At 47.3% G+C, this 21,768-nt stretch carries 12 protein-coding genes and 3 rRNA genes; 13 read left to right on the top strand and 2 right to left on the bottom strand.

Annotated elements, in window-relative coordinates; genetic code table 11:
• Positions 1–80 precede the first annotated feature (80 nt).
• The 7 genes from gntK to gyrB all read left to right on the top strand — a co-directional run bounded on the left by gntK (position 81) and on the right by gyrB (position 8,829).
• Entirely contained in the window at positions 81–1,628 is a 1,548-nt protein-coding gene (gene gntK, locus ACDJ58_RS27130; protein WP_413373875.1) for a gluconokinase, read from the top strand.
• A gap of 769 nt (positions 1,629–2,397) precedes the next feature.
• Entirely contained in the window at positions 2,398–3,744 is a 1,347-nt protein-coding gene (gene dnaA / locus ACDJ58_RS27125) for a chromosomal replication initiator protein DnaA (RefSeq protein ID WP_024629513.1), read from the top strand.
• Positions 3,745–3,965: 221 nt separating this feature from the next.
• The gene (dnaN, locus tag ACDJ58_RS27120) at positions 3,966–5,108 is read left to right on the top strand and encodes a DNA polymerase III subunit beta (protein ID WP_079696977.1); all 1,143 of its coding nucleotides are present in this window, start codon (positions 3,966–3,968) and stop codon (positions 5,106–5,108) included.
• 16 nt (positions 5,109–5,124) lie between these two features.
• Entirely contained in the window at positions 5,125–5,340 is a 216-nt protein-coding gene (gene yaaA, locus ACDJ58_RS27115) for a S4 domain-containing protein YaaA (protein WP_024629511.1), read from the top strand.
• 57 nt (positions 5,341–5,397) lie between these two features.
• Positions 5,398–6,510 carry a DNA replication/repair protein RecF gene (recF, locus tag ACDJ58_RS27110; RefSeq protein ID WP_024629510.1) on the top strand — a complete coding sequence of 371 codons (1,113 nt, stop codon included), beginning with the start codon at positions 5,398–5,400 and terminating at the stop codon, positions 6,508–6,510.
• A gap of 13 nt (positions 6,511–6,523) precedes the next feature.
• The gene (gene remB / locus ACDJ58_RS27105) at positions 6,524–6,772 is read left to right on the top strand and encodes an extracellular matrix regulator RemB (RefSeq protein ID WP_017691405.1); all 249 of its coding nucleotides are present in this window, start codon (positions 6,524–6,526) and stop codon (positions 6,770–6,772) included.
• Between the two features lie 146 nt (positions 6,773–6,918).
• Positions 6,919–8,829, top strand: coding sequence for a DNA topoisomerase (ATP-hydrolyzing) subunit B (gene gyrB, locus ACDJ58_RS27100; RefSeq protein ID WP_413373873.1), 1,911 nt, complete (start codon positions 6,919–6,921; stop codon positions 8,827–8,829).
• A gap of 88 nt (positions 8,830–8,917) precedes the next feature.
• Here gyrB and ACDJ58_RS27095 read toward each other — a convergent pair whose 3' ends face one another.
• Positions 8,918–9,844: a YheC/YheD family protein gene (locus tag ACDJ58_RS27095; protein WP_413373872.1), complete on the bottom strand. Its 927-nt coding sequence runs from the start codon at positions 9,842–9,844 to the stop codon at positions 8,918–8,920.
• A 426-nt stretch (positions 9,845–10,270) separates the two neighbouring features.
• Here ACDJ58_RS27095 and gyrA point away from each other — a divergent pair, with 426 nt between their 5' ends.
• From gyrA to ACDJ58_RS27065, 6 genes are all read left to right on the top strand, one after another.
• A complete protein-coding gene (gene gyrA, locus ACDJ58_RS27090) occupies positions 10,271–12,826 on the top strand; it encodes a DNA gyrase subunit A (protein ID WP_413373871.1) in 2,556 nt (851 codons plus the stop codon).
• A 217-nt stretch (positions 12,827–13,043) separates the two neighbouring features.
• Positions 13,044–14,162, top strand: coding sequence for an HD-GYP domain-containing protein (locus ACDJ58_RS27085; RefSeq protein ID WP_413373870.1), 1,119 nt, complete (start codon positions 13,044–13,046; stop codon positions 14,160–14,162).
• Between the two features lie 436 nt (positions 14,163–14,598).
• Positions 14,599–16,150: ribosomal RNA gene (locus ACDJ58_RS27080) — 16S ribosomal RNA — on the top strand.
• Positions 16,151–16,455: 305 nt separating this feature from the next.
• Positions 16,456–19,382 (top strand): 23S ribosomal RNA (locus ACDJ58_RS27075).
• Positions 19,383–19,461: 79 nt separating this feature from the next.
• Positions 19,462–19,578 (top strand): 5S ribosomal RNA (gene rrf / locus ACDJ58_RS27070).
• Together the 16S, 23S and 5S rRNA genes form the textbook arrangement of a ribosomal RNA operon.
• 291 nt (positions 19,579–19,869) lie before the next feature.
• Positions 19,870–20,307, top strand: a complete 438-nt coding sequence (locus ACDJ58_RS27065) for a hypothetical protein (RefSeq protein WP_413373869.1) — start codon at positions 19,870–19,872, stop codon at positions 20,305–20,307.
• A 645-nt stretch (positions 20,308–20,952) separates the two neighbouring features.
• Here the strand turns inward: ACDJ58_RS27065 and ACDJ58_RS27060 are convergent.
• Positions 20,953–21,477, bottom strand: coding sequence for a hypothetical protein (locus tag ACDJ58_RS27060; protein WP_413373867.1), 525 nt, complete (start codon positions 21,475–21,477; stop codon positions 20,953–20,955).
• Positions 21,478–21,768 lie beyond the last annotated feature (291 nt).

Below are 21,768 nucleotides of genomic sequence, written 5' to 3'. Positions count from 1 at the left end.
ATCTATATAGAAGAAGAAAATAAATTCAAATAATTAGAGTTTTAATTTTGCGGGTTTAAAAGAAAGAAGGTTTATGTAAAATGAACAACTATATGATTGGTATGGATATCGGTACAACCAGTACCAAATCCGTACTATTTACGGAACAGGGTGAAGTTGTAAGCACATCAACTCAGGAATATCCTTTATTCACCCCAGCTCCGGATGTCGCTGAGCAGGATCCAGAACAAATTGTGCAAGCTGCCCTTCGCTCCGTACGCGGGGTGATGGATCAAAGCGGCGTAGCTGCGGAACAAATTATGTTCGTGTCCTGCAGCTCTGCCATGCACAGTGTCATTGCGATGGGACAAGATGGGATCCCTCTCACCCGCTGCATCACTTGGGCTGACAACCGGAGTGCTGCCTGGGCTGCCAGACTGCAAGAGAATGGACTGGGACATCGTATCTATTTGCGAACAGGTACACCGATCCACCCAATGTCGCCACTGACCAAATTAATGTGGCTGCGCCATGATGAACCTGAACTTTTTCAACGTACCGCCAAATTTATCTCTATCAAAGAATATTTGTTCTTTCGTCTGTTCGGTCAATATGTCGTGGATCACTCCATCGCATCCTGTACCGGTCTGCTCAATCTGGAACAACTGGATTGGGATGCCGAAGCACTTGAGGTTGCAGGCATTACACCTGACCATCTATCGCAGCTCGTACCGACCACACATACTATAGAGGGAATGGATCGTACATGGGCTGAAAAAATGGCTCTCTCCCCCTCTACTCCCTTCGTGATCGGTGCAAGTGACGGGGTATTGTCCAATCTGGGTGTAAACGCCATTGAGCCTGGCGTTGTTGCAGCAACGATCGGCACCAGCGGTGCCATTCGCACCGTCGTTGACCGTCCTGTTACCGATCCAAAAGGTAGAACCTTCTGTTATGCCCTCACCGAGAATCTTTGGGTTATCGGCGGACCTGTGAATAACGGTGGCATGCTTTTCCGCTGGGTAAGGGACGAATTCGCTGCCTCCGAAGTGGAAACAGCCAAACGGCTCGGCATCAATTCCTATGATGTACTCACCAAGATTGCTGAACGCGTCAGCCCCGGTTCGGAAGGGCTTCTATTCCATCCGTACCTTTCAGGGGAACGCGCCCCTTTATGGAATCCGGACGCCCGAGGTTCCTTCTTTGGTTTGACCCTTCATCACCAGAAAGAGCATATGATCCGTTCCGTTTTGGAAGGGGTTATTTTCAACCTATATACGGTACTGCTGGCCATGGAAGAACAGATCGGACAACCTACCTCCATTCAGGCAACGGGTGGTTTCGCTCGTTCCCCACTCTGGCGTCAGATGATGTCCGATATATTCAACCAGGAAGTCATTGTGCCCGAGAGCTTCGAAAGTTCCTGTCTGGGGGCCGTCGTGCTCGGTCTTTATGCTACAGGGCGAATTCAGTCGCTTCATGCCGTTTCATCTATGGTAGGTACAACACACAAGCATACCCCTATCAAAGAACATGCATCGATCTATCAGGAGCTGCTCCCCATCTTTATTCGCATTTCGCGAAAATTGGAAGAAGAATATGCAGACATCGCGGAATTCCAACGTAAATTTTCCGCTCATATCAAGTAAAACATTCTTTTATAACCACCAAAAAGAGGTTGTTCTCTTAGACCACCATTCCGGTCTTAAGGAACAACCTCTTTTTGGCATAAACAAATCTGCTGCATTGGAGTCGCATCCATCTCCAATATTTGTTCGCATAGCCAGCCTACCTCTTTTAGGAATAAATTCTAAGTTCAGTTCATACAAATCAGTAAACGCTCCTTCCGTTCAACAGGCCTCTCCTTGATCTCCCATGTCTTTCATTTCGTCGTTTCTCCAATTCCTTTCTTCGAAAAAGGAAAACGGGCATGAAGAGTTACTCTCCTGTAAATCCCCAAAACGGCAATTTTCACTTTACGGTTATCCACAGAGAGGTTATTCACAAACTGAGAATACTTTTACACACAATTCAGCATCATTTGACGAATAACCTGTGTATAAAATAATTTGGGTTTTTGGGTCATCTTGTCGAAAGTTAAACAATTTATAAACAATATATTGTGTTGTGATTAAAAATTATACACAAGTTATTGAATTTGTGGATAAAATCACGTGATACATTGAAATGCCGGGCTTCTTTTGCTATGATTGTATTACTTTTGGATGTGAATATGTGATCTGACCCATAATATTATCAACAGCCTGTGGATAAAGTTGTGAACAATTTTCCGTTGTTCATTCTTTTTTTGTTTTCGACCTGCGGGGGTTTGGGGATAAATTCAACAATATATCTCGTATTTCGACACTGCATCATGGCTTAAGCCACACTTGGAACATGTAAAAGGAGTGACAGTCTGTGGACAGCCATACTTCTGATTTATGGCAGCAAATTTTATCAATCATACAAAACAAGCTCAGCAAACCCAGCTTTGACACTTGGTTCAAAGCAACCAAAGCTACCAAGCTGAATGATCGTTCGATCGTCATATCCGCACCAACCACGTTTGCCGTCGAATGGCTGGAGAGCCGTTACACCAAACTGGTCGGATCGACGGTATATGAGCTGCTTGGCAAACAGGTCGATGTGAAATTTGTCATCGAGGAGAACAAGCCTGCTGAACCGGACCCTCAACTGCCAGCGCCAACGCCTACAGTTGTTCAGGAAGAAGCGGTACTCAGCATGCTCAATCCGAAATATACATTCGATACATTTGTCATTGGGCCGGGTAACCGTTTTGCCCACGCCGCATCGCTGGCGGTCGCTGAAGCGCCCGCCAAAGCATACAATCCTCTGTTTCTTTATGGAGGGGTAGGTCTCGGCAAAACTCACTTGATGCATGCGATCGGACATTACGTCCTGGAGCATGATCCGGGCAGCAAAGTTGTTTATTTGTCATCTGAGAAATTCACGAACGAATTCATTAACTCGATCCGTGATAATCGCGGGGAGAGTTTCCGTAACAAATACCGTAGTGTCGATATTCTGCTCATTGATGATATTCAGTTCTTGGCTGGAAAAGAATCGACGCAAGAGGAATTTTTCCATACGTTTAATGCGCTGCATGAGGAACGGAAACAGATCATCATCTCCAGCGACAGACCGCCGAAGGAAATTCCGACCCTGGAAGAACGGCTTCGTTCCCGTTTTGAATGGGGGTTAATTACGGATATCCAGCCTCCTGATCTGGAGACACGGATTGCTATTTTGCGTAAAAAAGCTCGTGCGGAAAACCTGGATATTCCGAATGAGGCGATGATGTACATCGCCAACCAGATTGATACCAATATTCGTGAACTGGAAGGGGCCCTGATTCGGGTTGTTGCCTATTCTTCGCTGACTAATCAAGATGTAACCACTCATCTAGCAGCTGAAGCACTGAAGGATATTATTCCTTCCAGTCGTCCGAAAATGATCACTATTCACGACATCCAACAAAAGGTCGGCGAGTATTACAGCCTTAAGCTTGAAGATTTCAAAGCACGGAAACGGACCAAGGCCGTTGCGTTCCCAAGACAGATTGCTATGTATCTCTCTCGTGAACTTACAGACTTTTCTCTGCCCAAAATCGGTGAAGCATTTGGAGGGCGAGATCATACCACCGTCATCCATGCGCACGAAAAGATCTCCCAGGCGATTAAAGTCGATCAGGATCTCTATAAAGTTATCAACAACTTAACCGAAAAAATTAAGAATCCAACCTGAATAAGTCCCAAGCCTGTGCACAACGTATACACATGTGGATAGGCTTGGGCTTATGGGTTTATACCCACTTATCCACATATTCAGTGCCCCTATTACTATTATTACTATAAAGATCTAAAAGATATCATCTCCAAATAAGCGATTTCGAAGCTCGGCCTCCGGCCTTTTGAAAACCACATTTCAACACCTCTACACCCAAAAAACCCGCTAGGAGTGAAACCATGAAAATCAGCATAATGAAAAGCTACTTGAACGAATCCATCCAGCAAGTATCCAAAGCCATCTCAAGCCGTACGACGATCCCAATTCTGAGCGGTATCAAATTCGACGTTAATCATCAAGGTGTGACGTTGACAGCAAGCGACACCGATATTTCAATTCAATCCTTCATCCCGCTTGAAGATGGTGATAAAAGTGTTGTTCAGGTGGAACAACCTGGTAGTGTTGTACTGCCAGCCAAGTTTTTTGTCGAGATCATCAAAAAGCTGCCTTCCCAAGAAGTGCACATGGAGGTAAAAGAGAACTTCAACACCTTTATCTCCGCAGGAGCTACCGAAATTCAACTGGTTGGTCTTGATCCAGAAGAATTCCCAGTATTGCCAAGCATCGAAGAGAACCAAACCGTCTCCATTCCAGGAGATTTGCTCAAAAATATGATTAAACAAACCGTGTTCTCCATTTCCACACATGAAACTACGCCGATTTTGACAGGTGTACTCTGGAGTTTGGGTGACAATGAACTGAAATTTGTGGCAACTGACCGTCATCGTCTTGCTACTCGTTCAGCAATGCTGGATAATGCAGAAGGTGTGAGATTCAACAATGTGGTGATCTCAGGTAAAACGCTGAACGAACTCAGCAAAATCGTGCCGGATCAAAATACACTTGTGGATATCGTTGTCGCTGACAATCAGGTTTTGTTCAAAATCGACCGTGTTCTGTTCTATTCGCGCATTTTGGACGGAACTTATCCGGATACTTCTAGAATTATTCCGACTTCGTACAAAACAGAACTCGTTTTGGATACAAAAAAATTAAGTGAATCCATTGATCGGGCTTATTTGCTGTCGCGTGAAGAAAAAACAAACATTGTGCGGATGCAAACGATGGATTCTGGATCGATCGAAATTTCATCGAGCTCTTCCGAGCTGGGGAAAGTAAGAGAAGAAATCGAACCTGCCGACTTTAACGGCGAACCGCTGAAAATCTCGTTCAACTCCAAATATATGCTGGATGTGCTGAAAGTGGTGGAGAGTGAACAGCTGATGATCGCTTTCACTGGTGTCATGAGCCCCATCATCCTGAAACCGCTGGACGACAGTCACAGCTTGTACGTCATATTGCCTTACCGGACGACCAACTAACGAGAGGAAGATCATAGTGAACCAAGTAGCGATTCGTACGGAATATATTAAGCTTGACCAATTTTTGAAACTGGCCGATTGCATCCCAACCGGAGGTATGGCCAAAGCACTGCTTCAGGACGGACTCGTACGTGTGAATAAAGAGCCTGAGGAACGCCGGGGGCGAAAGTTATACCCTGGGGATATCGTTGAGGTGGACGGAGAAGGTTCGTTCGAAGTTGTCGCACAATAAGAAGACCAGTTAGATCCTGCTGCCTCCTGACGGACGGGATAAAAGGGAGGTTACCGCGTGTTTGTGAACAGCATAGATCTGCAGCAATTCCGCAATTATGAACATCTGAGACTAGATTCATTTGGTCCTGTGAATCTTTTGATCGGGCAAAATGCCCAAGGCAAGACCAATCTTGCAGAAGCCATTTTTGTGCTTGCACTCACCAAGAGCCACCGTACATCCCGCGACAAGGAACTGATTCGTTTCGGTGAAGAACGTGCCAGGCTTGCAGCAGAGGTCGACAAAAAGTACGGATCGGTCAAGCTCGAGCTATCTTTGTCGCAACAAGGCAAAAAAGCAAAGATCAACGGACTGGAACAGCGCAAGCTGAGTGATTTTGTCGGAGCGCTTAATGTGGTGATGTTTGCACCGGAAGATCTTGAGATTGTCAAAGGCACACCGGGGGTCCGCCGCCGGTTTCTTGACATGGAGATTGGACAGGTGGCTCCAGGCTACCTGTATCATCTGCAGCAATATCAAAAAGTGCTCGTCCAGCGTAATAATCTGCTCAAGCAATTATGGGGGCAGAACGCTTCAGCCCAGACCATGCTTGAGGTGTGGAATGAACAACTGGTGGAGCATGGTGTTAAAATCGTCAAAAAAAGGAAACAATTCATAAAGAAACTGCAAAAGTGGGCTGAAACGATTCATCAGGGCATCACCGGAGGCGGAGAAGTCCTGCGTCTGGCCTACCTTCCTTCCTTCAGCGAAGCCGCTGAGGAAGATGAAGCTGTCTTAATGGACCAATTTATGATAAAATTATCACAAATGAAAGAGCAGGAGATTCGCCGAGGCACAACGCTTAGTGGGCCGCATCGGGATGACCTGTCCTTTTTCATTAACGATCGGGAAGTACAAACGTATGGCTCGCAGGGGCAGCAGCGCACAACGGCGTTGTCCCTTAAACTTGCGGAAATCGAACTGATTCATGAAGAAATCGGAGAATATCCGGTCCTGCTGCTAGACGATGTACTGTCTGAACTGGATCCTTTTCGTCAGACGCAACTGATCGAAACGTTCCAGAGCAAGGTGCAAACCTTTATTACGGCTACCGGAATCGAGAGCTTAAACGTTGACAAGCTCAAAGATGCCAGTATTTATCACGTTCATGCCGGACAGGTTGAACGCTAAGGAGTGAGGGCTTATGTACATTCATCTGGGCGGTGAGAAGATTATCCGTTCTTCCGAATTGGTCGCTATTTTTGATATATCGATTGAAAAATCCTCAAAAATCTCCAAGCAGTACGTCACGCATGCCGAGCAGGAAAAAACAGTGGAGCATATTGGTGAAGAGGAAGCCAAGTCCATTGTCGTGACCAAAAACATTGTGTACTACTCGCCTATTTCCTCAGCTACGCTAAAGAAGCGAGCTCACATTTTTCCTGATCTCTAGCCTATCGGCCGTACGAGTTATTGTACTTTCTGCTGCTTGTCTTTATTTAGATTGCTTACTGGAATTACGGGGATATGTTCATTTCAGCATGCATTCTTAGTTAACGCATATTTACGATATTGAATCTATAGAAGTAGGTGAAAGGCATGTCTATGAATCAACCTTCATATGGTGCAGATGAAATTCAGGTACTTGAAGGGCTGGAAGCCGTACGTAAACGACCGGGGATGTATATTGGTTCCACCAGTGCCAAAGGTCTGCATCATCTCGTTTGGGAAGTAGTGGACAACAGTATTGACGAAGCACTCGCAGGTTATTGTGATCATATCGAAGTTACTATTCATGAAGATAACAGCGTCACTGTAGTCGATAACGGGCGGGGGATTCCTGTCGGCGAACATGCCAAAATGAAACGTCCTGCGCTTGAGGTTGTAATGACTGTTCTGCATGCGGGCGGTAAATTTGGCGGTGGCGGGTACAAAGTATCCGGTGGTCTACATGGTGTAGGTGTATCTGTTGTCAATGCTCTATCAGCGAAAGTTGTTGTTACAGTTAAGGTTGACGGCCATGTGTATCAACAGGAATACCGTCGCGGTGCTCCGCAGTATGATCTGAAAACGATCGGTACAACGGAGGATACGGGAACAACGGTTACGTTCCATCCGGATCCGGAGATTTTCACGGAAACAAGAGTTTATGACTATGAAACTTTGCTGACTCGTATTCGTGAGCTCGCGTTCCTGAACAAGGGAATTGGCATGACTTTAACCGATGAACGTACAGGTGTAACCAACTCTTTCCTGTATGAGGGCGGTATTATCGAATATGTCTCCTTCCTGAACCAGAAGCGTGAAGCGCTGCACGAAAACCCGATTTATGTGGAAGGATCAAGAGACAACATTCAGGTTGAAGTTGCATTGCAATACAATGACAGCTACACCGAGAATATTTACTCTTTTGCGAACAACATCAACACACATGAGGGTGGAACGCACGAATCCGGATTCAAAAGTGCCCTTACCCGGATTATCAATGATTATGCGCGCAAAGCGGGCGTAATTAAAGACAGCACAGGTAACCTGTCGGGGGATGATGTACGTGAAGGTCTAACAGCGATCATCTCAGTCAAGATCCCTGAACCGCAATTTGAGGGACAGACGAAGACCAAGCTGGGTAACAGTGAAGTGCGCGGAATTGTCGAATCCCTGTTTGCTGAGAAGCTGCAGGAATTCCTGGAAGAGAATCCTTCCGTATCCCGTCGCATTTTGGAAAAAGGACTGCAAGCTGCCCGTGCACGTGAAGCAGCTCGTAAAGCCCGTGAACTGACGCGTCGTAAAGGTGCACTCGAAGTCAGCTCTTTGCCAGGTAAATTGGCCGACTGTTCATCCAAGGATGCCTCAATCAGCGAATTGTACATCGTCGAAGGTGACTCCGCCGGTGGATCAGCGAAGCAAGGACGAGATCGTCATTTCCAAGCGATTTTGCCACTGCGTGGTAAGATCCTGAACGTGGAAAAAGCACGTCTTGACCGTATTTTGGGTAATGCGGAGATCAGAGCGATCATTACCGCAATGGGTACCGGAATTGGTGATGACTTCGATATTGCCAAAGCACGTTATCACAAAATTATTTTGATGACGGATGCCGACGTCGATGGTGCCCACATTCGGACATTGCTTCTGACATTCCTCTATCGCTATATGCGTAAAATCATTGAGGCGGGTTATGTATACATTGCCCAACCGCCATTGTTCAAGATTGAGCGCAATAAAGTGATTCGTTATGCTGGTTCCGAGAAGGAACGCGATGAAATTATCGCAACTCTCGGCGAAAATGCGAAGTTCAATATCCAGCGTTATAAAGGTCTCGGTGAAATGAATGCCGGACAATTGTGGGAAACGACGATGGACCCTGAGAGCCGGACCATGCTTCAAGTATCGATCAACGATGCGATGCTGGCCGATGCTATGTTCGACACCCTGATGGGAGATAATGTTGAACCTCGTCGTGACTTTATTCAGGAAAATGCAAAATACGTGAAAAACCTCGACATCTAACGATATTCGAAGAGGCGCCTGCGAGGGCGCCTCTTTTACATTATGGGGTTATAGCATAGAAATTTTAGGTTGGACTCTGGAGTGCCTGTTATCGATGTGTGCGGCTTTTGGCAGAGGAAGCCTGGGCTTTGGAGGAGTTACGGGATGTTTTCCCCTTTTTGGAGGGTAATCTGCCGTACGCTCTCGCATAACGCTGGATCTTCCGGTACGTTTCCTTATCAGGCAACAGGCCAAAAGCATAGATGCCCGGCAATGTGTTGACTTCAATAATCCATGGCCGTCCATCTTCGTCCAGTGCGATATCGATACCAATCTCTTTGAGTCTTGGAAATGACTTCTGTAGCTGTACCGCTGTATGAATACCTAAACGATATAGCTCACTGCGCAGTTGTTGGAACCGCTCTTGGTCAAAATGAGGGCGTACCAACTCATTAAAGGTGGCCAATCGTCCGCCGCCATGAATGTTGGTAATGATCTTGCCCGGTGCAGCAACTCTTCCCAGGATACCTGTCGTTTCCCAGTTGCGTTGTAGATTTTTCTGGGTCAGTACCCGCAGGTCAAAAGGCAATCCATCATGTTTCATCAGCGGAATGCCTTGCTGAATGATGTAGTCCCGCTTCTGGATACGTTCAGTGAGTGCCAGGTCCAGCTCATCTAGGGAATGGAAGTATTTCTCCTCCGTCCCATACCGAAGCTCATACGTCGTCAGGGGGTCCTCAGCAGAGATATCGGCACCGACTTCAGCTGTGGAAGTGGAGAGTGGATCAGCAGGGTTTTCCGATGTGTTTGAATCGGTAGTCGTGTGTGGGTTTATACGGATGGTTTTCACACGCATAACGCCATTTCCGTAGGTTCCCCGATCCGGTTTGATATAGTTTGACTCGAATAATTCAGTCATCCGTTCCAGGGTCTGGCGATTATATTGTCGTGTTACCGGTATATATCCATTCACATTACGGCTGCGTTGTAACACAGCTGTCTTGGTCCATTTGCTGGAGACACGCTGGATGCCCAAGAGCCATCAGTCCTTTCGTGTTTTAATGGGGTTTATAAGAGTGGCAGACGCGGAGAAATCAAAGGACAAGAGATGATTTCAGTGGTATAATAGAGAAATATGGCGTTTTGTGCGGTTTTGTTGCACAGATGTAGTTTGATCGTAGAACGGGAACGGTCTGAGCCTGAATATACACAGTACATTTGTCGCTTTTTCTAGCATTGTATGTGCAAATGGGGAGGAAGGCAGGGCGAATCCCCAGACTCTCTGAAGTTCCCGGAAGAAAGGCTATTGCCCAGCGGACGTTTAATTGTTTACCTTTTGTGAAAGTAATATAATAAAGAGTAGCGTCCTTGTGCGGTTTTAGCCTTGTTAGGCTCTTCACATATAATTAATTTTTGAATGACTGAATGGAATGTTTGTTGAAGGACAAGAAGGAGGTCCAGCATGGCGGAAGAAATGAACTCGCAGATTAAAGATCGGGATATTGGCGTCGAGATGCGTGAATCGTTTATGGATTATGCGATGAGCATTATTGTGAGCCGTGCCTTACCTGACGTGCGTGACGGATTGAAGCCGGTTCACCGGCGTATTCTGTACGCAATGTCCGAGCTAGGCATGACACCCGATAAACCACATAAAAAATCAGCCAGAATCGTCGGCGAAGTTATCGGTAAGTATCACCCACACGGTGACTCTGCCGTATACGAAACGATGGTACGGATGGCACAGGATTTCTCCCTGCGCTACATGCACGTAGATGGACATGGTAACTTTGGATCGGTGGATGGCGATATGGCAGCAGCCATGCGTTATACGGAAGCCCGGTTGTCCAAGATTGCTATGGAAATGCTCAGAGACATCAACAAGGATACGATTGACTTCCAGCCGAACTATGACGGTGAAGAAAGTGAACCTGTCGTTCTGCCAGCTCGTTTCCCTAACTTGCTTGTCAATGGTGTCGGCGGGATTGCGGTAGGTATGGCGACCAACATTCCTCCTCATAACCTGGGAGAGGTAATTGACGGCGTACAGGCTATGATCAAAAATCCGGACATCACTTCCATGGAATTGATGGATTATATTCACGGACCAGACTTCCCAACTTCCGGTTATATTTTGGGACGCTCCGGGATTCGCCAGGCGTATCAAACCGGACGTGGTTCAGTAACGATGCGGGCCAAAACCAACATCGAAGAAAACAACAACAAAGCACGGATTATCGTTACGGAACTTCCTTATCAGGTGAACAAGGCAAGACTCGTTGAGAAAATTGCTGAGTTGGTACGTGATAAAAAGATTGATGGTATTACGGATCTCCGTGATGAGTCTGACCGTAACGGTATGCGGATTGTGATTGAGCTTCGCAGAGACGTGAACCCGGGTGTGGTGCTGAACAATTTGTACAAGCATACAGCGATGCAGTCCACCTTTGGGATTAACATGCTCGCGATTGTAAATAAAGAACCTAAGATTCTGAATCTGCGTGAAGTGTTGTATCACTACTTGCAGCATCAGATTGAGGTTATACGTAGACGTACACAGTTCGAACTGAGAAAAGCGGAAGCACGCGCGCACATTCTGGAAGGCTTACGTATCGCGCTGGATCATATCGACGAAATTATTGCGTTGATACGTTCATCCAGCAATACAGATGCAGCCAGAGAAGGTCTGATCGAGCGTTTCTCACTCAGTCATGATCAGGCTCAAGCTATCCTCGATATGCGTCTGCAACGCCTGACAGGTCTGGAACGTGAGCGCATCGAAAATGAGTATAACGAACTGATGGTCAAAATTAAGGAATATCGTGAAATTTTGGCCAACGAGCACCTGGTGCTCGAAATTATCAGCACGGAGCTGCAAGAAATCCGTGATCGCTTCAGCGATGATCGTCGTACCGAAATCACTGTAGGTGAAGAGAGCATTCTGGACGAGGATCTGATTCCGCGTGAAGAGGTTATCATCACCATTACCCATACAGGCTATGTGAAACGTCTGCCGGTATCCACATACCGCAGTCAGAAGCGTGGCGGACGTGGGGTTGTGGGAATGGACACCAAAGATACCGACTTTGTTGAGCATCTGTTTGTGACCAACTCTCACAATTACCTCATGTTCTTTACCGACAAAGGTAAAGTGTACCGTCTCAAAGCTTATGAGATTCCAGAGCTTGGACGTACAGCACGGGGAACGCCGATTATCAACCTGATTCAGATCGAGCAGGGTGAATCGGTCAATGCCGTGATTCCAGTTCAGGAATTCGAAAGTGATAAGTTTCTGTTCTTTGCTACCCGTCAAGGGGTTGTGAAGAAGACACCACTTGAGGATTACACCAACATTCGCAAAGGCGGTCTGATCGGGATTTCCCTGCGTGATGATGATGCCCTTATTGATGTTAAGCTGACAGATGGACAGCAAGAGATCATTATGGGTACAGCTCACGGGATGTCCATCCGATTCTCGGAAGGAAATGTTCGTTCCATGGGACGGAGTGCAACCGGGGTTAAAGGGATCACACTGGATGAGCAGGATGTCGTAATCGGTATGGACGTTGTAGATCAGGAACTGGATGTTCTGATTGTCACAGCCAAGGGTTACGGTAAACGTACCCCTGTCAGCGATTATCGGATGCAGACTCGTGGCGGTAAAGGGATTAAAACCATTAACGTCACAGATAAGAACGGTGCGGTAGTCAGCCTGAAAATGGTTAAGACAGAAGAAGATCTGATGATCATCACTTCCAGCGGTACGTTAATTCGGATGAGTATGGAAGGTATATCCACTATGGGTCGATACACGCAAGGCGTGAAGCTGATTCATATTCGCGATGAAGATGCCGTAGCTACAGTCAGCCGAATTGACAAGAATGAGGAAGAACCAGACGACGAAGAATTGCTTGAAGGTGCAGAAGCTGCTGATTCTGAAGGTCTAGAGTCAACTCTGGATGAGGGCGCGGTTTCCGATGCTGAAGTTGAGGGCGATAATTCAGGTTCCGAAGCATAGGATCAATTTTCTATAACTAAAATCATTTTATGATTGCAATGAAGTTGGAGGGCTCCCATATGGGGGCCCTTTGTTATTTTCACAGCTCCAGGACCATTCTCCTCGAAATCTGGGATGTACAGCCTGATTTTTGAGTAATATAATGGGAATTAACGTGAAAAACCGGGACTATGGTCTTGTTATCATTATAGAAGAATGATGAGTGAGGGGAATAAACATGGGATTAATCACCCTGTCTGAAGTCAAACCAGGACTTAAACTGGGAAATGACGTGCAAACGCTTCGTGGCAATGTTCTGTTTCAGAAGGGCAAAGTCATTTTGCCCAAAGATGTTGAAGTACTTAGAGCCTTTATGATTCATCAAGTGGACATCGAGCAAGAGAGAACAGGGACAAGCAGTACAGGTTCTAAGGATTCATCTACGTCTTCAGGCCATGCAGGTAATGAGAAGAACGGAGAACGGGCAGGGAAAGGCAGCAGCGCAGTCTCATCACCCGCAAAACCGTCTTTACATGAAGAGTATGAAAAGATGGTTGGACTGACCAAAAATGCTTTTCTATCCTCCCTGGCGGCTGAATTACCTGTATATGAGTTACGGACACAGCTGGAAGCATTGTTTGTTCATCTCAAACAGTATAACGTGCTTACCTTCAGTCCACGAGTCATTCAAGAACATGATTATGTGTATCACCATGCCGTATTGAGTGCCATTACATCTTATCAGTTGGCCCAGTGGATGGATCTGCCGTCCAAAGACTGGATGCAGGTAGCTTTTGCAGGATTGTTCCATGATATTGGTAATAACAAAGTGGATCCACAGATCCTTCATAAACCCTCTACGTTAACTGCGTCAGAGCAGGCGGAGATCCGACAGCATACGAAGTATGGCTATCAGGTGCTGAAACAGGCGAAGGCCATCAATGAGGGAGCTAGACTCGCAGCATTGCAGCATCATGAAAAAGTGGATGGATCGGGTTACCCGTTACAGCTCAGCGGCACGCAGATTCATATCTATGCCAAGATTGTAGCTATCGCTGATATCTTCCACGCCATGACTCTGGAGAAGATCTATCGCAAGGCGCAGTCACCGTACCTGGTACTTGAACAAATTCAGAGTGAGGCTTTTGGCAAATTGGATCCTGCCATCGTGAATGTATTCGTTCAGCGTTCCACACAGATCCATAACGGTATTCGAGTGAAGCTTAGCAATAATCAAATTGGTGAGATCATATTCTCTGATCGGGATCATCCTACACGGCCGATGGTATCGATAGAGGGAACTATCATCAATCTGATGCAGCAAAGGCAGCTACATATCCAGGAAGTCATTGGCTAGCTCAATCTTCAGTTCAAATATAAGAATAGGAGTCTTTCCAATATGGAGAGGCTTTTTTTATTAGCTTAATGTAAGAGATAACTTTATTAAAAATAAAGCTTGCGTTCCGAATCTGTACATGGTATATTCTAAGTCCGGCCAAGAAAACACGAGAAACACGGTGCGGCAAGCGAATGAAATAAGCTTCGAAAGAAACTTAAAAAAAGAGCTTGCAAAGTTGGTTCGGATGTGATAAGATATAAAAGTTGCTGAGGTGAACAACACCTGGCAGTGAAACAAGTTTGATCTTTGAAAACTGAACAACGAGTGAGTAAACATTCTGCTTGCAGAATGAACGCGAAAGTTTGAAACAAGCCTTGGCTTGAATCGACTGGAGCACAAATGAGATTTTTAATCTCGTCAGTTTCAAAATGAGCTTATCGCTCTTTTCAATACTTTATTGGAGAGTTTGATCCTGGCTCAGGACGAACGCTGGCGGCATGCCTAATACATGCAAGTCGAGCGGACTTGATGAGAAGCTTGCTTCTCGGATGGTTAGCGGCGGACGGGTGAGTAACACGTAGGCAACCTGCCCTCAAGTTTGGGACAACTACCGGAAACGGTAGCTAATACCGAATAGTTGTTTTCTTCTCCTGAAGAGAACTGGAAAGACGGAGCAATCTGTCACTTGGGGATGGGCCTGCGGCGCATTAGCTAGTTGGTGGGGTAACGGCTCACCAAGGCGACGATGCGTAGCCGACCTGAGAGGGTGATCGGCCACACTGGGACTGAGACACGGCCCAGACTCCTACGGGAGGCAGCAGTAGGGAATCTTCCGCAATGGGCGAAAGCCTGACGGAGCAATGCCGCGTGAGTGATGAAGGTTTTCGGATCGTAAAGCTCTGTTGCCAGGGAAGAACGCTTGGGAGAGTAACTGCTCTCAAGGTGACGGTACCTGAGAAGAAAGCCCCGGCTAACTACGTGCCAGCAGCCGCGGTAATACGTAGGGGGCAAGCGTTGTCCGGAATTATTGGGCGTAAAGCGCGCGCAGGCGGTCATTTAAGTCTGGTGTTTAATCCCGGGGCTCAACCCCGGATCGCACTGGAAACTGGGTGACTTGAGTGCAGAAGAGGAGAGTGGAATTCCACGTGTAGCGGTGAAATGCGTAGATATGTGGAGGAACACCAGTGGCGAAGGCGACTCTCTGGGCTGTAACTGACGCTGAGGCGCGAAAGCGTGGGGAGCAAACAGGATTAGATACCCTGGTAGTCCACGCCGTAAACGATGAGTGCTAGGTGTTAGGGGTTTCGATACCCTTGGTGCCGAAGTTAACACATTAAGCACTCCGCCTGGGGAGTACGGTCGCAAGACTGAAACTCAAAGGAATTGACGGGGACCCGCACAAGCAGTGGAGTATGTGGTTTAATTCGAAGCAACGCGAAGAACCTTACCAGGTCTTGACATCCCTCTGATCGGTACAGAGATGTATCTTTCCTTCGGGACAGAGGAGACAGGTGGTGCATGGTTGTCGTCAGCTCGTGTCGTGAGATGTTGGGTTAAGTCCCGCAACGAGCGCAACCCTTGATCTTAGTTGCCAGCACTTCGGGTGGGCACTCTAAGGTGACTGCCGGTGACAAACCGGAGGAAGGTGGGGATGACGTCAAATCATCATGCCCCTTATGACCTGGGCTACACACGTACTACAATGGCCGGTACAACGGGCTGTGAAGCCGCGAGGTGGAACGAATCCTAAAAAGCCGGTCTCAGTTCGGATTGCAGGCTGCAACTCGCCTGCATGAAGTCGGAATTGCTAGTAATCGCGGATCAGCATGCCGCGGTGAATACGTTCCCGGGTCTTGTACACACCGCCCGTCACACCACGAGAGTTTATAACACCCGAAGTCGGTGGGGTAACCGCAAGGAGCCAGCCGCCGAAGGTGGGATAGATGATTGGGGTGAAGTCGTAACAAGGTAGCCGTATCGGAAGGTGCGGCTGGATCACCTCCTTTCTATGGAGAATCGTTTCCCGCGTGGAAACATTCAAATACGCAGCTTAGCTGCAAAACTACTCACTCGTTGCTCAGTTTTGAGAGCTCAAACTCTCAAACAGCTTGCTTTTGCATGGAGCTTGTTCTTTGAAAACTAGATATCGAAACGAAATTTTGCGATTTAGAACATTCCTTTTTAAGCTGAACTTGTGTTAAACAAGTTTCAATAAAAACGGTAGATTGCATGAGCGAGTGATCGAAATGGAACGACTTTTGGCTTTGCGCAAGCAAAACAAGGGAAGAGACAGCTCGAACACGAGCGATATGGTTAAGCTACTAAGAGCACACGGAGGATGCCTAGGCGCTAGGAGCCGATGAAGGACGTGGCGAACAACGAAACTGCCTCGGGGAGCTGTAAGCAAGCTTTGATCCGGGGGTGTCCGAATGGGGAAACCCAGCTGGGGTAATTTCCAGTTACTCATAACTGAATACATAGGTTATGCAGAGGCATACCAAGGGAACTGAAACATCTAAGTACCTTGAGGAAGAGAAAACAATAGTGATTCCGTCAGTAGCGGCGAGCGAACGCGGAGAAGCCCAAACCAGAGAGCTTGCTCTTTGGGGTTGTGGGACGTCTCACATGGAGTTACAAAGGAACCGGTTAAGCGAAGAGGTCTGGAAAGGCCCGCCAAAGAAGGTAAAAGCCCTGTAATTGAAAGTCTGTTCCCTCCGAGACGGATCCCGAGTAGTGCGGGGCACGTGAAACCCCGTATGAATCCGGCAGGACCATCTGCCAAGGCTAAATACTTCCTAGCGACCGATAGTGAAGCAGTACCGTGAGGGAAAGGTGAAAAGCACCCCGGAAGGGGAGTGAAATAGAACCTGAAACCGTGTGCTTACAAAAAGTCAGAGCCCGTTTTAGGGGTGATGGCGTGCCTTTTGTAGAATGAACCGGCGAGTTACGTTCCCGTGCAAGGTTAAGGTGAAGAGCCGGAGCCGCAGCGAAAGCGAGTCTGAATAGGGCGACTTAGTACGTGGACGTAGACCCGAAACCGGGTGATCTACCCCTGTCCAGGGTGAAGGTGCGGTAACACGCACTGGAGGCCCGAACCCACGCATGTTGAAAAATGCGGGGATGAGGTGGGGGTAGCGGAGAAATTCCAATCGAACTCGGAGATAGCTGGTTCTCCCCGAAATAGCTTTAGGGCTAGCCTCGGAAAACAGAGTCGTGGAGGTAGAGCACTGATTGGGTGCGGGGCCCGCAAGGGTTACCAAGCTCAGTCAAACTCCGAATGCCATAGACTTACTTCCGGGAGTCAGACAGTGAGTGCTAAGATCCATTGTCAAAAGGGAAACAGCCCAGACCATCAGCTAAGGTCCCCAAGTGTGTGTTAAGTGGGAAAGGATGTGGAGTTGCACAGACAACCAGGATGTTGGCTTAGAAGCAGCCACCATTGAAAGAGTGCGTAATAGCTCACTGGTCGAGTGACTCTGCGCCGAAAATGTAACGGGGCTAAACACACCACCGAAGCTATGGCTTGATGCTTTGCATCAGGGGTAGGGGAGCGTTGTATAAGGGTTGAAGGTGTACCGTAAGGAGCGCTGGACATTATACAAGTGAGAATGCCGGTATGAGTAACGAAAAGATCAGTGAGAATCTGATCCGCCGAAAGCCTAAGGGTTCCTGAGGAAGGCTCGTCCGCTCAGGGTAAGTCGGGACCTAAGGCGAGGCCGAAAGGCGTAGTCGAAGGACAACAGGTCGAAATTCCTGTACCACCGTAAGCCGTTATGAGCAATGGGGGGACGCAGCAGGGTAGTGACGCGGACTGATGGATGTCCGTCTAAGCAGTGAGGCTGATGTGTAGGCAAATCCGCACATCGTTAAGGCTGGGCTGTGATGGGGAGCGAAAATTATAGTAGCGAAGGTCATGATCTCACACTGCCAAGAAAAGCCTCTAGCCAGGTGATGGTGCCCGTACCGCAAACCGACACAGGTAGGCGAGAAGAGAATTCTAAGGCGCGCGGAAGAACTCTCGTTAAGGAACTCGGCAAAATGACCCCGTAACTTCGGGAGAAGGGGTGCCCCGGTAGTGTGAATAGCACGAGGGGGCCGCAGTGAAAAGGCCCAAGCGACTGTTTAGCAAAAACACAGGTCTGTGCGAAGCCGTAAGGCGAAGTATACGGGCTGACGCCTGCCCGGTGCTGGAAGGTTAAGGGGAGCGGTTAGGAGCAATCCGAAGCTGTGAACCGAAGCCCCAGTAAACGGCGGCCGTAACTATAACGGTCCTAAGGTAGCGAAATTCCTTGTCAGGTAAATTCTGACCCGCACGAATGGCGTAACGACTTGGGCGCTGTCTCAACGAGAGATCCGGTGAAATTTTAATACCTGTGAAGATGCAGGTTACCCGCGACAAGACGGAAAGACCCCATGGAGCTTTACTGCAGCTTGATATTGAATTTGGGTACGATCTGTACAGGATAGGTGGGAGCCTTTGAAACGTGAGCGCCAGCTTGCGTGGAGGCACCGTTGGGATACCACCCTGATCGTATCTAGGTTCTAACCTGGTACCGTAATCCGGTGCGGGGACAGTGTCAGGTGGGCAGTTTGACTGGGGCGGTCGCCTCCTAAAGAGTAACGGAGGCGCCCAAAGGTTCCCTCAGAATGGTTGGAAATCATTCGAAGAGTGCAAAGGCATAAGGGAGCTTGACTGCGAGACCTACAAGTCGAGCAGGGACGAAAGTCGGGCTTAGTGATCCGGTGGTACCGCATGGAAGGGCCATCGCTCAACGGATAAAAGCTACCCTGGGGATAACAGGCTTATCTCCCCCAAGAGTCCACATCGACGGGGAGGTTTGGCACCTCGATGTCGGCTCATCGCATCCTGGGGCTGAAGTAGGTCCCAAGGGTTGGGCTGTTCGCCCATTAAAGCGGTACGCGAGCTGGGTTCAGAACGTCGTGAGACAGTTCGGTCCCTATCTGTCGTGGGCGTAGGAAATTTGAGAGGAGCTGTCCTTAGTACGAGAGGACCGGGATGGACGTACCGCTGGTGTACCAGTTGTTCCGCCAGGAGCACCGCTGGGTAGCTATGTACGGAAGGGATAAGCGCTGAAAGCATCTAAGCGTGAAGCCCCCCTCAAGATGAGATTTCCCAGTATGTAAGACCCCTTGAAGACGACGAGGTAGATAGGCTGGGGGTGGAAGTGCAGCAATGCATGGAGCTGACCAGTACTAATCGGTCGAGGGCTTATCCAATATGCAGGTTGTAAATCGCAAATTTCGTTTCGGATCTAGTTTTCAGAGAATGATCTCTGAATGTAAGCTAAGCTATGCGTTTGGTGGCGATGGCGGAGGGGTTCCACACGTACCCATCCCGAACACGACCGTTAAGCCCTCTAGCGCCGATGGTACTTGGACCGCAGGGTCCTGGGAGAGTAGGACGCCGCCAAGCAAAGAACCACTGCCGATGTTATTCGGTGGTGGTTTTTATTTGTTTATAAGCAAAAATGCAGGAATAGCTAGTGGTGGATGGATTGAATTCTGGCTTTGGAAGCTGATACAAATAGAGGGTGGATTGACTTTCAAAAGAGGGTAAATGGAATGCCTTAGAAAGTCTTGAAATGAAGGTAACATTTTTGTTACGGAAAACGCATTCGAAACCAGTATAATAGGACTATGTTAAATATGCTAAAAGTACCTGACCACAGAGCTGGAATGTGCAGCTGTGAAAAGGAGGGTGTGTGTGATAAGTTGGCGAAGACTAGTTCTTCATTCGTTTCTCTTGCTGGGCCTGATAGGCGTGCTTGTAGGATGCGGTGAAGCAGGATCTGTATGGACTTCTTATGAAGGAGCGGTAAACGAGAAGGGTTTCCCGGTTCCTAAAGTGGCGAATAAATCTGACCAGTCTGAAAACAATTCGGATATGGATTATGTTCGATATACGCTATCTGGTATTAGTGAGAACACTAGTATACCTGAGGTGTATCTAGACGAGATTAAAAGCTGGGGCTGGACAGAAAAGCAAGCCAAGAGTACATCCAATGACTCAAGTTCCCTACGTGTATTTGCTAAAGAAGGGCATACTGTACATCTAGCTGTACATGATGGGTTCTTCACGGTGATGGTTCCGAAAAGTGAAGCTACCCAGACGACAGTAAAATCACTTGATGATGATGATTGAATGAGTTGTGTTTTGATGTAATGGTTCGACAATTAACGGTGTAATGGTCCGTATGATAGTAAAGCTCCCGATCAGTGATCGGGGGCTTTTTGTATTTATTTTTGTCTGTCATGAACCATATTAGATGAGCAATGGATCGTTCGGAGGTTTTCTTTTGGTGGTGACTTAACCAGGAGCTGTAGAGAGGCAGGTTTACAGCACTCACACAGGAGACATGAGGCATAGATAGCAAAGATAGTAGGTGCCTGTAGAGGCTTGTATCAGTCGTCTATAGAGCAAGTAAACATAGAAGAGGGAGAAGATATCGAAAGGAGGTCGATTATGAGCCTAATACGTACTCAATATAAGAAACGGTATTCAACAAGCTAGGGCGTGGCAGAACGAAAATGAATGTACAGCGTTGGGGATAACCAGTTTAACTATACCCATGCTGTGGATAAAGGGGAAAGGGAGGCGAAATAAATAAAGGTTATCCACTGTGGATAACCTTTAAGGTTTGGAAGCATGAGCAGTAATCATGGAAGAGTGCCAAAGGAGTGGTTGCGTCATTTTGGGTAGAACGTATGGATGAGCTTTAGCGACTTATGTATTACTGGTTTCGACTATACGTTGCGTTAGGCAAGGTTAAGATCAAAGATAAAACAATTATTGCAGGTAGTAGGAGACATCTTGTTCATTTAATTTGATAAGCCCATCCTTGCGTTCGCGTGAAAGAACAAGAACAACATATAGACGCGGCACAAGCAGCCACAGATGCCAGAAAATCAACGATAGGGTGAAGGACAAGGGTGACCAGATTAAACAAACGGTAATGATACATAGCCCAATCCAGCTCATATTGAGGTGAACCCGGACGAACATGCGGTAGCTGAAATGTTGGTCTGGAATATAGCCGAACCAAGGCATTTTGAGATTCCAACGCCAACGACGTGCATAGGAGGTACGGACCAGCAGTAATATGGTTCTGGCGATGACATAATGAATCCACAAAGTAATCGGCCCTGCCAGGATAAAGTAGAAGAGGCCAGTCCAGGAGAATGCCAATAGATTAAACAAAAGCATAATTACAGGCAAAGACAGATAGCTGAAGATTAAGCTGCGGGCAATGGCCTTTTTTTTCAGAAGCCGGTATTGATAAAAGGTTGCTTTATTCTCCGGTTCGGCGATCATACGATTACAAATCCTCCTTCTGGGATCACGTTCATTTGTAAAAGGTATTCGTTTTCATTCATAAGGATATTTGACGCAGAGTTGCATATATGAACCTTGTATGGACTCCAGATTGATGTACAAGATATGGAAGTAGGTTAATCATATACAAGTATACCTTCGAACGATCTGGCTGTCAGGCTCTGAATGGTGATGTATTATATATCGGCTGAAAATCCAAGTTTTTTTAAGATTATAGAATATAAGTTTTTCATAGCTGTAGGAGGAGCAGATAATCACATGGGAAATACA

Origin of the sequence: Paenibacillus taichungensis (assembly GCF_047302525.1) — a bacterium.
Taxonomy (GTDB): Bacteria; Bacillota; Bacilli; order Paenibacillales; family Paenibacillaceae; genus Paenibacillus; species Paenibacillus taichungensis_B.
Note: the sequence above shows the minus strand (reverse complement) of the source record. Positions and strands in the feature narration are given on the sequence as shown.

What these genes read in the sequence shown, in the direction of transcription:
- gntK (WP_413373875.1), top strand. Translation starts at nt 81, where the DNA reads ATGAACAACTATATGATTGGTATGGATATCGGTACAACCAGTACCAAA.
- dnaN (WP_079696977.1), top strand. Translation starts at nt 3,966, where the DNA reads ATGAAAATCAGCATAATGAAAAGCTACTTGAACGAATCCATCCAGCAA.
- remB (WP_017691405.1), top strand. Translation starts at nt 6,524, where the DNA reads ATGTACATTCATCTGGGCGGTGAGAAGATTATCCGTTCTTCCGAATTG.
- gyrB (WP_413373873.1), top strand. Translation starts at nt 6,919, where the DNA reads ATGTCTATGAATCAACCTTCATATGGTGCAGATGAAATTCAGGTACTT.
- gyrA (WP_413373871.1), top strand. Translation starts at nt 10,271, where the DNA reads ATGGCGGAAGAAATGAACTCGCAGATTAAAGATCGGGATATTGGCGTC.
- ACDJ58_RS27085 (WP_413373870.1), top strand. Translation starts at nt 13,044, where the DNA reads ATGGGATTAATCACCCTGTCTGAAGTCAAACCAGGACTTAAACTGGGA.
- ACDJ58_RS27060 (WP_413373867.1), bottom strand. Translation starts at nt 21,477, where the DNA reads ATGATCGCCGAACCGGAGAATAAAGCAACCTTTTATCAATACCGGCTT.